Here is a 13,110-nt window from a genome sequence, read left to right on the forward strand (position 1 = left end):
AGGCCCGGCCGCCTCCGGAGCCTCCCCTGAAGCCCTCTCCTCAAAGCGATATATAGGCCACACAAAGGGGTGAACCCGGGCAGGGAACCGCCCGCCGTGCGGGGGCTGTTCGCACGACGGGCGGGGATATGTGGCGGCTGCCCGCCGCCGGTTGTTCGCTGTGCAAACGGTCTCCTCTCCGGTCGGACGGACAGGGGGTCCGGAGGGCCCGGAGAAGGGCACGGGCCCGGGGAAGGGCGCGAGGCCCGGGGTCAGGACTCGCAGTTGACCGGGGGGTTGCCCACGGTGACGACGCAATGGTCCGTGTCCGGGCCGCCGTCGACCACGCCGCGGTTCTCGCCCACACGGATGTCGTCGTTCCCCGTGCCGCCCAGCACCCGGCCGTCGCGCGCGACGGTGCCCTCGACGGTGATGCGGTCGTCGTCCTCGACGCCCTCGATCAGGCCACGGACGACCACGGGGATCTCGATATCGATCACGTCGGCGCCCCTGGCACCGCGGAGGTCGGTACTCGGCCCCATGGTGACGGTCTTGTCGGCGAGGAAGCGGTCCGCGTCCTGACCGCCGCGCACGGCGCCAAGCACCTTGCCGCCGAGGTCGAAGTTGTCCCTGCCCCGCTGGCCGTCGAGTTCGCCGCGCTCGGTCAGCTCGGCTCTCCTGCCCAGCGCGACGCGGTCGTTGCCGTCACCCGCGCGGACGCTGCCGTCCACCCGGCCGTTGAGCACGATGGTGTCGTCGCCGCCCAGGGCGTCGACGAGGGTCCCCGCGGCCACGGACGAGCAGGCGATCGTGTCGGCCTGCTCGGTCCCGTTGATGACCGGCCCCGTCATGGGGACGTCGTTGACCACGCAGGACGACGCCGCGTGCGCCGGGGTCGCCAGGACGGCGGCGGGCAGGGCCAGCGCCAGCGCCACGGCGAATCGCCCGGCGCGGCGGCGGACGTCACGGTGGGACGTTCTGGGAGTGTCGTGCGACATGAGCGGATCCCCTCCAGGAGAGAGCCGCTCCACCCCGCGAGGAACTGGCTCCACTCACTGTTTTCCGTAAAGCCAACACACCGAAACGGCATGAAAGTTACCCGAATGGGTGAATCTCTTGCCGAATCGTCCCGCTCGACGGCCCCGGATGCCCTATGACCTGCGCGTTCAGGACCGCGGGGCCACCTTGCTCAGCCCGTTGATGATGCGGTCCATCGCGTCGCCGCCCGTCGGGTCGGTCAGGTTGGCCAGCATCTTCAGCGAGAACTTCATCAGCAGGGGGTGCGTCAGACCCCGCTCCGTGGCCAGCTTCATGATCTTCGGGTTGCCGATGAGCTTCACGAAGGCGCGGCCGAGCGTGTAGTAGCCGCCGTAGGTGTCCTTGAGGATCTTCGGGTAGCGCTGGAGGGCCAGCTCGCGCTGGGCGTACGAGGCGCGGGCGTGCGCCTGGGTGATGACGTCCGCGGCGATCTGCCCGGACTCCATCGCGTACGCGATGCCCTCGCCGTTGAAGGGGTTGACCAGGCCACCCGCGTCGCCGACGAGCAACAGGCCGCGCGTGTAGTGCGGCTGACGGTTGAAGGCCATCGGCAGGGCCGCGCCGCGGATCGGGCCGGTCATGTTCTCCGGGGTGTAGCCCCAGTCCTCGGGCATGGAGGCGCACCAGGCCTTGAGGACCTCGCGCCAGTCCAGCTCCTTGAAGGAGTCGGAGGTGTTGAGGACGCCGAGCCCGACGTTGCTCGTGCCGTCGCCCATGCCGAAGATCCAGCCGTAGCCGGGCAGCAGCCGGTCCTGCGGGCCACGCCGGTCCCACAGCTCCAGCCACGACTCCAGGTAGTCGTCGTCGTGGCGCGGCGAGGTGAAGTACGTGCGCACGGCGACGCCCATCGGACGGTCGTCGCGCCGGTGCAGGCCCATGGCGAGCGACAGGCGGGTGGAGTTGCCATCGGCGGCCACGACGAGCGGGGCGTGGAAGGTGACCGGGGTCTTCTCCTCGCCGAGCCTGGCGTGGACGCCCGTGACGCGGCCCGTGCGGTCGTCGATGACGGGTGCGCCCACGTTGCAGCGCTCGTACAGCCGCGCGCCGGCCTTCTCGGCGTTCCGGGCCAGCTGCTCGTCGAAGTCGTCGCGCTTGCGGACCAGTCCGTAGTCCGGGAAGGAGGCGAGCTCCGGCCAGTCCAGCTGGAGGCGGACGCCGCCACCGATGATGCGCAGACCCTTGTTGCGCAGCCAGCCGGCCTCCTCGGAGATGTCGATGCCCATCGCCACGAGCTGCTTGGTGGCGCGCGGCGTCAGGCCGTCACCGCACACCTTCTCGCGGGGGAACGACGTCTTCTCCAGCAGCAGGACGTCCAGGCCCGCCTTGGCCAGGTAATAGGCGGTGGTGGAGCCGGCCGGGCCGGCCCCGACGACGATCACATCTGCGCTGTGTTCGGTAGGGGACTCGGTCACGGTGGGGACTCCCGTAGCTCGGCGGTGTGCGTGCGCCGGTCAGGCCGGGCACCGGACACGAGAAGTCTATGGGGGCGGGTACGGCGGGGAGATGAGGGTCGCCCATGCCGTACGCGCCCCCGGCCGGGTCACGGCCGGGCCGTGCCCCGGCGCCGGCTCACTCGCGGTCGACGGACCAGTGCTCCAGGGCCGTCTCGAAGACCTTGCCGCCGGACCAGCGGTCGTCGTAGCCCTGGTAGAACACCGCGTACTCCGTGCCGGACTCCGTCACATACGCCTGGTCGACGGCGCGCATCGTGCGGCCGGTGTCCTTCTCGGTCCAGGTGAACTCCCAGCGGGCGCCGGGGCGGCCCTGGAAGGTGTTCTTCTCCAGCGCGACCCGCTTGTAGCCCGGCTTCTTCCTTACGGTCTTCTCCAGCTCGCCGAAGTGGTCGTACGAGCTCTGCCCGCTGTTCTTGAGCACGCCCACCCGGAGGAACGCGTCCTCGTTGGGGGACGCGTAGTCGATCTGGCCGCCGCCCTTGTCGTCACGGCGCCAGGCGCCCGGGATCGCCATGCTGAAGCCGAGCGGGTCGCTGACCTTCTCGTAGCCGCCCGGGAGCAGCACCGGTCCGGAAGGGGAGCCGGAGGGGGAAGGGGAGGCGGAGGCGCTCTCGGAGGGGCTCGCCGACGCGCTCTCCGAGGGGCTCGCCGAGGGCGAGGCGGACGGGCTCGCCGATGGGGACGGCAGGGGCGAGGCGGAGGGGCCGGGCGAGGGCGGCGCCTCGAACGGCGCCGGGTCGAGCTCGGACCGGTCCTCCTGCGTGGCCGCCTTGTCGTGCTTGCCGCCCTTGTCCCGGGTCAGCAGCACGCCACCGGCCACCGATCCGCCGACGAGGAAGGCGGCCAGGGCTATCGCCACCCACTTGAGGGAACGCCGGGAGGCGGGCGGGGCCGTCGGCAGCGTGGTGAAGCCGGTGCCGGGGCCGGAGCGGTGCAGCGACGGCGGCGGTACGGGGCCGGCGGCGGGTGCCGGGGCCGCGGCGGGCATGCCGGGTGTGACAGGCGCGGCGGCCGCGGGGGACGCGAAGGGCGCGGGGGGCGCGGGGGGCGTGACGGGCAGCGGAGGCGTCGCCGGCGCGCCGGGGACGGCCGCGGGCGCGCCCGGGACGGCCTGCGGCATCGGCGGTACGGAGAAGCCGGGCGCGAGCCCCGGCGCGAGGCCGGGGAACCCACCGGGTCCCGCGGGCCGGTCCGTACGGAAGAGGAACGCGGCCACCAGCACCGCGCCGGCCGTCCACAGCAGCCCGAAGAGCAGCAGCTCGCCCTGGTCCGCCCCGTAGTCCAGGTCCATCGAGCGGGTGCGGCCGAAGCCGAACGTGGTGCCCGCGGACATCTTCATCGAGAAGCCGGCCACGAAGGACAGCAGCCAGAAGGCGGCCAGGAAGAAGCCGCCGGCCAGCGCCTGTTCGCGCCGGTCGGCGGAGCGCCGCGCCACCAGCAGGGCCAGGATCAGGGCGCAGGCGGCGCCCCCGGCCAGCGCGCCGGCCTGTGCCCAGCCGCCGGCGGCGTGCCCGAGGTCGGAGAGGCCGAAGGTCCCGGTCTCCTGGGTGCCGCGGTCGGTCGCGCTGCCCTCCAGGTCGGCGCCCCAGGCCAGACCGAGCGCCATCAGGCCCATGTTGGCCAGGAACAGCAGCGAGGGGCCCACGGCCCAGCCCGCGCCCTCGTCGGAGTGCGCCGCCAGGACGACGAACATCACGAGGCCGCCCAGGGCCGCCGACAGGCCCAGGGCGCGCATGGCCGTGCCGAACGCCCGCATGGCCGTCTGCGCGCCGGTGCCCAGGCGCGCGGCGAGCTCGTCGCGGCAGAGCACCGCGCCGCTCACCGCGGCGGCCAGCGCACAGCCGCCCAGAGCGGCGAGGACGGGGGTCGTGGAGACGGACAGGCCGTCGAGGTCGGGCTGGCCGACGAGGCCGAGCACGAGTACCGCCACCGCGCTCAGCAGCGCGATCCGCAGGGTGTCCTCGGGTCCGCCGCCGGTGCCCGGCGGACGGGTGCGGCGCAGCCGGCGCGCGCCGACGGCCAGGGCGCCCGCCCACAGCAGCGTCACCGTCAAGGGCCATACGGACACGGAGCCGTTGCCCCGGATGAAGAGGGTGACGAGCCCGCCGCCGCGCTTCGTCTCGAAGTCGAGGGTGCCCCCGAGGCCCTGCATCAGGACGGCGAGCGCGCTCTGGAAGCGGTCGCTCCAGGTGTGCAGCCCCACCTCCGCGTAGGCGTCGGGGTCGGGCAGCGACGCGAGGAGCGCGAGGACGAGCAGCAGCCCGGTCGGCCACAGCACGGCCCGCGCCGAGCCGGCCCAGCCGCCGCCGAAGGCGCGCCGCAGGAAGAGCGCGGCGGCCCCGGGCGGGACCGGCGCACCCGGGGCCTGGCCGGGAACGTGCCCCGGCGCGTGCCCCGGGGCGAAGGGTGGAGGGCCGCCGGTTACGGGTGGCCGGTCCGGTCTCGGGGGTCCGGCGGGCATCGCGGGGGCCACGGGGGCGGCGCTCGCGGCACCGGGGGCCGGGGCGGCGGCCGCGGCCGGTTGCGCGAGTTCGTGCCCGCACTTCATACAGAAGCGCGCGTCCGCGGTGGACGCGACACCACAGGCAGGACAGGACGACGGCATAGGGTGCTCCCGGGCTCGGGCAGTGTCGTGCGGTGGGGGGAGCATGATCGTATCGATTCGGCGCGCCCTGCCCATGACAACTGCGGGGACGGGCCCGCGGCCCGTGTCCCGAAAGCCCGGCTGAGCCCTTTTGGGCACCGCCGGGCCCCGTACGGAATCCCTCGGATCCCCTTGAAGGCCCCCTCAGGGCGCCCGCCCAGGGCACCCCTCAGGCCCCTTCGGGAACCCGGGAACGCCGGTGTCACGCGGGGAGTTTGGTCCCCCGGTGGAGCGCGACGACACCGCCGGTGAGGTTGCGCCACGCGACCTTCGACCAGCCCGCGTCCTGGAGCCGCGCGGCGAGCGCCGGCTGGTCGGGCCAGGCCCGGATCGACTCGGCGAGGTAGACGTACGCGTCGGGGTTGCTGCTGACGGCCCGGGCGACCGGCGGGAGCGCGCGCATCAGGTACTCGCTGTAGACGGTGCGGAACGGCGCCCACGTCGGCTGGCTGAACTCGCAGATCACCACGCGCCCGCCCGGCTTCGTCACCCGCAGCATCTCGCGCAGCGCGGCGTCGGTCTCCTGGACGTTGCGCAGCCCGAAGGAGATGGTGACTGCGTCGAACACACCGTCCGCGAAGGGCAGCCGCGTCGCGTCACCGGCGGTGAGCGGCAGCCACGGGTTGCGCTTCTTGCCCTCGCGCAGCATGCCCACGGAGAAGTCGCAGGGCACGACGTACGCGCCGGCGGCGGTGAACGGCATCGACGAGGTGCCCGTGCCCGCCGCGAGGTCCAGGACCTTCTCGCCCGGCCGGGCGTCGACGGCCCGTGCGACGGCCTTCCGCCAGGAGCGGGCCTGTCCCAGCGACAGCACGTCGTTGGTCAGGTCGTATTTGGCCGCCACGTCGTCGAACATCGCGGCGACTTCGTGCGGCTGCTTGTCCAGGGATGCTCGGGTCACTCCCCCATTCTTCACGGGGAGCCTCCGGCGCGGCACGCAGGGGGCGCGGCGGGTCCCCCGCGGGGGCGGATCCGGTGCCCGGACGGGCGCTCCGGCCAAGGCCCGTGGACGCTCTGGACGGGGTCCGGCCGCTTCCCACCCCCCGAGGGTGGCCGCCTCACGATGCCGACTGCGCCGTCCCGGGGACCCCCGCCCCCCGGCACCCGCCCAACCCCCCGGTCGGCGGTGCGCGCCCTTGCGACCCGGCGTCCAGCGGTTGCCAGGGTCCTCCACGGTTCGCATCGCGAGGCGGCCGAAGCGGCCGTCCCCGCGGTTCTCATCCTGGCGGGCGAAAGCGGTAGGAGAGGCTCCTCTTAATGCCGCCCTGACGTGCGGGGACGCCGTCCTTACGGATCACTGACGCGGAACACTGACGCGGTTCGCTGACGCGGTTCGCTGATACGGATCACTGACACGAACGGCTGACGGCGGGTCCGGCCCGCTCGGGGCCCAGGGGAAACGTCAGGCCCGGCGGTACACCGGACGGCAAGGGACCCTCAGGCCCGGCGGTGCACCAGACGCCCCGCCAGCACCGTCGCGACGCACCGGCCGTCCTCCGTGAAAGCGGCCAGATCCGCCCGGCCGCCCTCGGCGAGAGACACCGGCCGGGACCGCTCCAGGACCGCCACGCCGACCCGGCCCGCGGCCGCCCGCAGCCCCGGCTCGTCCGCGTGCCCGGCCAGCACGGCCGCGCCGCCCCGCTTCAGCACCTCGTGCACCCGCTCGCGCGGACTCGGCGCGTCCGGCAGCGGGCCCTCGTGGACGAGCGCCGGGCCCAGCGTGCCCGGCCAGCGCCGCACCCGGGCGGCCGGGAACCGCTCCAGCAGCTCCGCGAGCGGCCCGACGGCCGCGATCCGGTCGCCCTCCACGGCCACGGCGCCGTCGGCGACCGGCTCGGCGTCCCAGGCGGGGCGCACGGCGGGCGCGGTGTGAAGCGTCAGCACAGGGGGCCTCAGTTGGAGCTGACGAGCTTCAGCTCGGGGTGCGCCGTGCCGCCTTCGATCGCCGTCGACGACAGGTGCGACACCACGCGGTCGTCGACCGGGTCGTTCGCCGGGTCGTCGTGGACGAGCAGGTGCTCGTACGTCGTGGCGCGCTGCGCCGGGACCCGGCCCGCCTTGCGGATGAGATCGATGATCTCCATCCGGTTGGAGCGGTGCTTGGCGCCGGCCGAGGAGACGACGTTCTCCTCCAGCATGATCGAGCCGAGGTCGTCCGCGCCGTAGTGCAGCGACAGCTGGCCGATCTCCTTGCCCGTGGTCAGCCACGAGCCCTGGATGTGGGCGACGTTGTCGAGGAACAGCCGCGCGATCGCGATCATCCGCAGGTACTCGAAGATCGTCGCGTGGGTGCGGCCCTTGAGGTGGTTGTTCTCGGGCTGGTAGGTGTACGGGATGAAGGCGCGGAAGCCGCCCGTACGGTCCTGCACATCACGGATCATGCGCAGGTGCTCGATCCGCTCGGCGTTGGTCTCGCCGGTGCCCATCAGCATCGTGGAGGTCGACTCGACGCCCAGGCCGTGGGCGATCTCCATGATCTCCAGCCAGCGCTCACCGGACTCCTTCAGCGGCGCGATGGCCTTGCGCGGCCGCTCCGGCAGCAGCTCGGCGCCCGCGCCCGCGAAGGAGTCGAGGCCCGCGGCGTGGATGCGGCGGATGGCCTCCTCGGCGCTCACGCCGGAGATCCGCGACATGTGCTCGATCTCCGAGGCGCCCAGGGAGTGGATGACGAGCTGCGGGAACGCCTTCTTGATCGCCGAGAAGTGCTCCTCGTAGTACTCCACGCCGTAGTCCGGGTGGTGGCCGCCCTGGAACATGATCTGCGTGCCGCCCAGCTCGACGGTCTCCGCGCAGCGGCGCAGGATGTCGTCGAGCGGACGGGTCCAGACCTTGTCGCTCTTCGGCGGGGCGTAGAAGGCACAGAACTTGCACGCGGTGACGCAGGAGTTCGTGTAGTTGATGTTGCGCTCGATGATGTACGTCGCGATGTGCTCGACACCCGCGTAGCGCTTGCGGCGCACGGCGTCGGCGGCCGCGCCCAGCGCGTGCAGCGGCGCGGACCGGTACAGGTCGAGCGCCTCTTCGGGGGTGATGCGACCACCGGCGGCGGCGCGGTCGAGGACGGACTGGAGGTCGGCGTTCTCGGTCACCGGGGCGTCCCTTCGGAGGGGGTTTGACACGACGGTTCAGCCTACGCCAGGCCCGTGCGGCGTCCGAGGGCGGCCGGTCAGCCACCACCCTTGGTGAGCGTCGCGGTGGGCCTGCCGCCCCGCACGTCCTCCGAGGCGTAGGCGAGCTTGCCGTCCTTGGCGAGGGTGAAGGTGATCCGCGCCTTGTCCCCGGTGCAGAGCGGGCTCGGCTTGCCGTCGGAGACCTCGTCCAGGGTGATCCGGGTGGCGGTCGCGGCGGTGAGCGCGGCCTTGCTGCGGCACTCCAGGGCGCCCAGCAGGGAGTAGGTGGTGGTGGCCACATAGGCGCCCTTGCGGCCGCTGGTGATCACCGCGGTCAGGGTGCCGTTGGGGGTGCCGTCGGCCTGGTGGACCTCGCCGCTCCAGGTGCCGAGGAACGCCTCGGGCACGGCGGCGGCCGGGGCGTCGGCGTCGAGACCGCCGCCGTCCGACGAACCGGCGGAGGGGGAACCCGCCACCGACCCCGGGCTCGCCTTCTCCGCGCTGTCCCCGCTCCCGCCGCCGGGCAGCAGGTCGAGGACGAACACCATCGTGGTGGCGACGGCCAGCGCAGCCGCGACGGACACCACGAAGGTGCAGCTCAGCTTGCGCCGGCCGGCCCGGCCGCCGCCCGCGGTCGCGGAGAGCGCGAGGCGCTTCTCCACCGGCTCGCCGCCCCGCGGCGCGTCCGGCCGGCCGGCGGGCCCGGGGCTTCCGGGCGGCCCGGACGCACCGGGACGCACCGGCGCCGGAGGCGGGGCGTCCACGAGACCCTTGCCGTACGACGGGTCGGGCGGCCCGAAACCCGCGACGGCCGCGAGGGGCTCCGGGCCGGACACCGCCGGGGACACCATGTCCGCGACCCCGTTCCCGTTCCCGTACGAGGCGTCGGGCGGCCCGAAGCCGCCGGGGGCGCCGGGGGCGCCGGAGGTCCCGGGGGCGCCGGAGCCACTGGGGGTCCCAGGGGCGCCTGAAGCGCCGACGACCCCGAAGGCCCCGGAGGCCCCGGAGGCCCCGGAGGCCCCGGAGGCCCGAGGAGCACCCGAGCCACCGACGCCCCCAGGGGTCCCAGAAGCGCAAGGCCCACCGGGGAACCCAGGAGCACCCGAGCCACCGGGGGACCCGGCGGACCCAGAAGCACCCGAGCCACCGGAGTCACCCGATCCCCCGGCGGTCCCGCTCCCGTCGCCCGCGCCCGGCAGCGGTCCCTCCGCCTCCAGGTCCAGCAGTTCCACGGCCCGCCGGCTGACCCGCTCCAGGAGCGGCGCCGGCAGCCAGCCGTGCCGCACGAGCGCGCGCACCCCGCCCTCGGGGGCCAGCCGGCCGGCCAGCTCGGCAGGGGCGGGCCGCTCCCCGGGCGCCTTGGCCAGGCACTCCTCCACCAGGGCCCGGAGCTCGCCCGTCAGGGCGGGGCCGAGCACCGGTGGCTCGTGGACGACGCGGTAGAGCAGGGCGGCCGAGCTGTCACCCGGGAAGGGCGGCTCACCGGAGGCGGCGTAGGCCAGGACGGCGCCCAGCGAGAAGACGTCGGCCGCGCCGGTGACCTCCTGACCGAGGATCTGCTCGGGCGACATATAGCCCGGCGAGCCGATCGAGGCGCCCGTGGCCGTGAGCGAGGCCGTGGCGTCCGTCGCCCGCGCGATCCCGAAGTCGATCAGCCGAGGGCCGTCCAGGGCCAGCAGGACGTTGGACGGCTTGACGTCGCGGTGCACCAGACCCAGCGCGTGGACCGCGGCCAGCGCCTCCGCGAGACCCGCGCCCAGCGCCCGTACGGTCGGCTCGGGCTGGGCCCCGGTGTCCCGGACCGCCTCCGTGAGCGAGGGCCCGGCCACATAGCCCGTGGCGACCCAGGGCACGGCGGCGTCCGGGTCGGCGTCCAGCACGGGCGCCGTCCAGGCGCCGCCCACCCGGCGCGCGGCCTGGACCTCGCGCCGGAAGCGCGCCCGGAACTGCTCGTCGAGGGCGTAGTGCGGGTGCACGACCTTGACGGCGACCGTGCGGCCGCCCGCGCTGCGCCCCAGGTACACCCGCCCCATACCGCCCGCGCCGAGCCGCCCGAGCAGCCGGTACGCGCCTATGACCTGCGGGTCTTCCGCCAGCAATGGCTGCATCGGGACCTTCGCCTCCCCCGTCGGGGCCTCCCGGCCCGAATTTCAGCCTATGACTCAATTCACTGGGTGTCCCAGGAACCCCCGGGCCTGATTCGTCCATCCACCAAGGCGGAACAAACCGTCATGTCCTTCGGGGCAGCAGCATCATCCGGAGCGACGCGATGACGCATTCGAATCCCCATGGGGCTTACCAGTCCCAAGGCCACCGCCGGGCCTCCCGCGCCAAACGATGGACCATCGTCGTGGCGTCCATAGCCGTGCTCGGGCTGATAACCGCCGGCGTCCTGAACTACTTCAAGATCGGCCCGTTCTCGGACAAGGGCAAGCCGGTCACCTTCGGCCAGGACGAGCCGAGCGGCGGCCAGGCCGGCGGCGCGAACGGCCCGCAGAAGGCGGACTCCAAGGTCCTGATGCCGACGGGCCCCAAGGCGGAGTTCAAGAACACCAGCACCCTCTCGGACGGCACCCAGGTCGGCGTCACGACCCTGGAGGGCAAGAAGTCCGGCTTCAAGGGCAAGGTGTGGGTCTGGGCGCCCAAGGCGTACAACGACCCGAAGTTCAAGGACCACGGCTTCCCGGTCCTCGTCGCGCTCCCCGGCGGCCCCGGCTTCCCCAACAACTACTGGATGGACGACGGCGGTCTGCACCTCGAGTCGTCGATCACCAAGTGGTACAACGAGGGCAAGGGCAAGCCGTTCCTCCTGGCCATGCCGGTCCTCAACCCGAAGCCGGACGACGGCGGCCTGTACTGGGACGGCAGTGACATCCCCGGCCAGCCGAAGATGGGCACCTGGCTCACCGAGGACGTCCCGGACCTGATGAAGGCCAACTTCCGCACGGTGAAGTCGCGCGACGGCTGGGCCTTCATGGGCTCCTCCTCCGGCGCCTTCGCCGGCCTCAAGGCCGTCCTGAAGCACCCGGACAAGTTCAAGGCCGTGATCGCCTCCGGCCCGGACATCGTCCCGGACTCCCCGCTGTGGAAGGGCCACGAGAAGGAGAAGAACGAGAACAACCCCGAGCTGCTGGCGAAGGACCTCATCGCCCGCAAGGGGCCGGACGTCTACCTCGCCTTCCAGTACGGGTCGAAGGAGAGCAGCGTCATCCCGCATGTGGACAAGTTCATCGCGACGTACGGCAACAAGGGGCCGGTGCACACCAACCTGCAGGTGATCCAGGGTGGTAGCCACAACGCGAAGACGTACATCCAGGGGATGGACGCGAGCAGCATGAAGTGGATCAGCGATCACATGGAGGGGCCGGTCGCGCCCTGATGTGACGCGGGGGGGGTGGGGCGGGTGGGGTGCCGCTGCGCGGGGCCTTTCCCCAGCCCCGCCCCTTCCCGCTGTGTCCGACGTGCGGCTCCGCCGCGTGGCGGGGGCAAGCCCCCGGACCCCCTTTCCGCGCTGACGCGCGGTGTCCTCAATCGCCGGACGGGCTGATTTTCAGCCCGTCCGGCGATTGAGGACCGGGGTCCGGGGCGGAGCCCCGGTTCGGGAAGGGGCGGGTAGGGGACAAAGCCCCGCGCAGCGGCACCCGCACCCGCACCCCCACCCGCACAACCCCACGGCCCCGGCCCGGCCTGTTCCCCCGGGCCGGCCCGCCGTGCCCCGCCCCGGCCCCTTCAACGCCGCAGCAATTCCACCCGCACATTCGCCGGGAACCCCGTCGTCGCCCCCGTCCGCCGCGCGAACTCCGTCACGCCCGCCAGCTGCTCCGGCCCGAAGCGGAAGTCCAGCGTCGTGAAGTAGCGCTCCAGCAGCTCCGCGTCGAAGGCCTCCCAGCGGGCCGCCTGCTCGGCCACCTTCCCGACCTCGTCCAGTGAGACGTCACGGGAGGCGAGGAACGCCTCGTGGACCTGGCGGACGATGTGCGGCTCCCGGGCCAGGTAGTCCCGGCGCACGGCCCACACCGCGAAGACGAACGGCAGCCCCGTCCACTCCTTCCACATCGCGCCCAGGTCGTGCACCTCCAGCCCCAGCCGGGGCGCGTCGTGCAGCGAGGCCCGCAGGGCGGCGTCGCCGATGAGGACGGCGGCGTCGGCCTCCTGCATCATCAGGCTCAGATCGGGCGGGCAGGTGTAGTAGTCCGGCGTCACTCCGTACCGCTCCGCGAGGAGCAGCTGCGCGAGGCGTACGGACGTCCGCGAGGTGGAGCCGAGCGCGACCCGCGCCCCGTCCAGCTTGTCCAGCGGCAGCTGCGAGACGATCACACAGGACATCACCGGGCCGTCGCAGCCCACCGCGATGTCCGGCAGTGCGACGAGGTCCTCGGCGTTCCGCAGGAACTCGACCAGGGTGACCGGACCGATGTCCAGGTCGCCGCGGATCAGCCGCTCGCTGAGCTTCTCGGGGGTGTCCTTGGTGAGGTCCAGGTCGAGCAGCGTGCCGGTACGGGCGAGCCCCCAGTAGAGGGGAAGACAGTTGAGGAACTGGATGTGGCCGACGCGGGGGCGGGCTGAGGCTGAATTGTCCACATCCGGAGGCTAGCCCCGGGCGGCGGGGTCCGCCGCGCGGGGGTGCGCGGCGCGGGAGCGGGCGGCGCGGGAGCGGGCGGCCGACGGCCCGGCAGAGGGCCGGTCGTGGGACGGGCCCGGGCCTCTTCCCCGACGGCTCCGGGACCAGCCCGGAAGCACCCCGGGGGCGCGGGTCCGGGGGCGGTCCGGAAGCGGCTCGGAAGCCGTCCGGAACCGGTCCCGCGACCGGCTCTACAACCGGTGCCCGACCGTCGATCTTTTCCGGCCCGGAGAGCGGGAAAACCATCCGACAGCGTGATCTTCG

At 73.4% G+C, this 13,110-nt stretch carries 9 protein-coding genes; 1 reads left to right on the forward strand and 8 read right to left on the reverse strand.

The window, feature by feature from the left end; all coding sequences use genetic code 11:
* Window positions 1-251: 251 nt before the first annotated feature.
* The 7 genes from LUZ64_RS21250 to LUZ64_RS21280 all read right to left on the reverse strand — a co-directional run bounded on the left by LUZ64_RS21250 (window position 252) and on the right by LUZ64_RS21280 (window position 10,333).
* Window positions 252-977, reverse strand: a complete 726-nt coding sequence (locus LUZ64_RS21250; RefSeq protein WP_095581630.1) for a hypothetical protein — start codon at window positions 975-977, stop codon at window positions 252-254.
* Between the two features lie 168 nt (window positions 978-1,145).
* Complete coding sequence (locus tag LUZ64_RS21255) at window positions 1,146-2,429, reverse strand: geranylgeranyl reductase family protein (protein WP_087927506.1); 1,284 nt, start codon at window positions 2,427-2,429, stop codon at window positions 1,146-1,148.
* Window positions 2,430-2,586: 157 nt separating this feature from the next.
* Window positions 2,587-5,076, reverse strand: coding sequence for a zinc ribbon domain-containing protein (locus LUZ64_RS21260; RefSeq protein WP_232398684.1), 2,490 nt, complete (start codon window positions 5,074-5,076; stop codon window positions 2,587-2,589).
* 241 nt (window positions 5,077-5,317) lie between these two features.
* Window positions 5,318-6,016, reverse strand: a complete 699-nt coding sequence (locus LUZ64_RS21265; protein WP_095579719.1) for a demethylmenaquinone methyltransferase — start codon at window positions 6,014-6,016, stop codon at window positions 5,318-5,320.
* Between the two features lie 536 nt (window positions 6,017-6,552).
* A complete protein-coding gene (locus LUZ64_RS21270) occupies window positions 6,553-6,999 on the reverse strand; it encodes an imidazolonepropionase-like domain-containing protein (protein WP_095579720.1) in 447 nt (148 codons plus the stop codon).
* Window positions 7,000-7,007: 8 nt separating this feature from the next.
* A complete protein-coding gene (gene mqnC, locus LUZ64_RS21275) occupies window positions 7,008-8,204 on the reverse strand; it encodes a cyclic dehypoxanthinyl futalosine synthase (protein WP_095579721.1) in 1,197 nt (398 codons plus the stop codon).
* A gap of 77 nt (window positions 8,205-8,281) precedes the next feature.
* Window positions 8,282-10,333 (reverse strand): serine/threonine-protein kinase, encoded by a 2,052-nt coding sequence (locus tag LUZ64_RS21280; RefSeq protein WP_095579722.1) that lies wholly within the window; start codon window positions 10,331-10,333, stop codon window positions 8,282-8,284.
* A gap of 251 nt (window positions 10,334-10,584) precedes the next feature.
* Here LUZ64_RS21280 and LUZ64_RS21285 point away from each other — a divergent pair, with 251 nt between their 5' ends.
* Window positions 10,585-11,604: an alpha/beta hydrolase gene (locus tag LUZ64_RS21285; RefSeq protein ID WP_232390543.1), complete on the forward strand. Its 1,020-nt coding sequence runs from the start codon at window positions 10,585-10,587 to the stop codon at window positions 11,602-11,604.
* Between the two features lie 350 nt (window positions 11,605-11,954).
* On the opposite strand, the gene LUZ64_RS21290 is transcribed toward LUZ64_RS21285, so the two are convergent.
* Window positions 11,955-12,806, reverse strand: a complete 852-nt coding sequence (locus LUZ64_RS21290) for a menaquinone biosynthetic enzyme MqnA/MqnD family protein (protein WP_095581128.1) — start codon at window positions 12,804-12,806, stop codon at window positions 11,955-11,957.
* Between the last annotated feature and the right edge of the window lie 304 nt (window positions 12,807-13,110).

Origin of the sequence: Streptomyces albireticuli, assembly GCF_021228125.1 — a bacterium.
In the GTDB taxonomy this organism is placed as follows: Bacteria; Actinomycetota; Actinomycetes; order Streptomycetales; family Streptomycetaceae; genus Streptomyces; species Streptomyces albireticuli.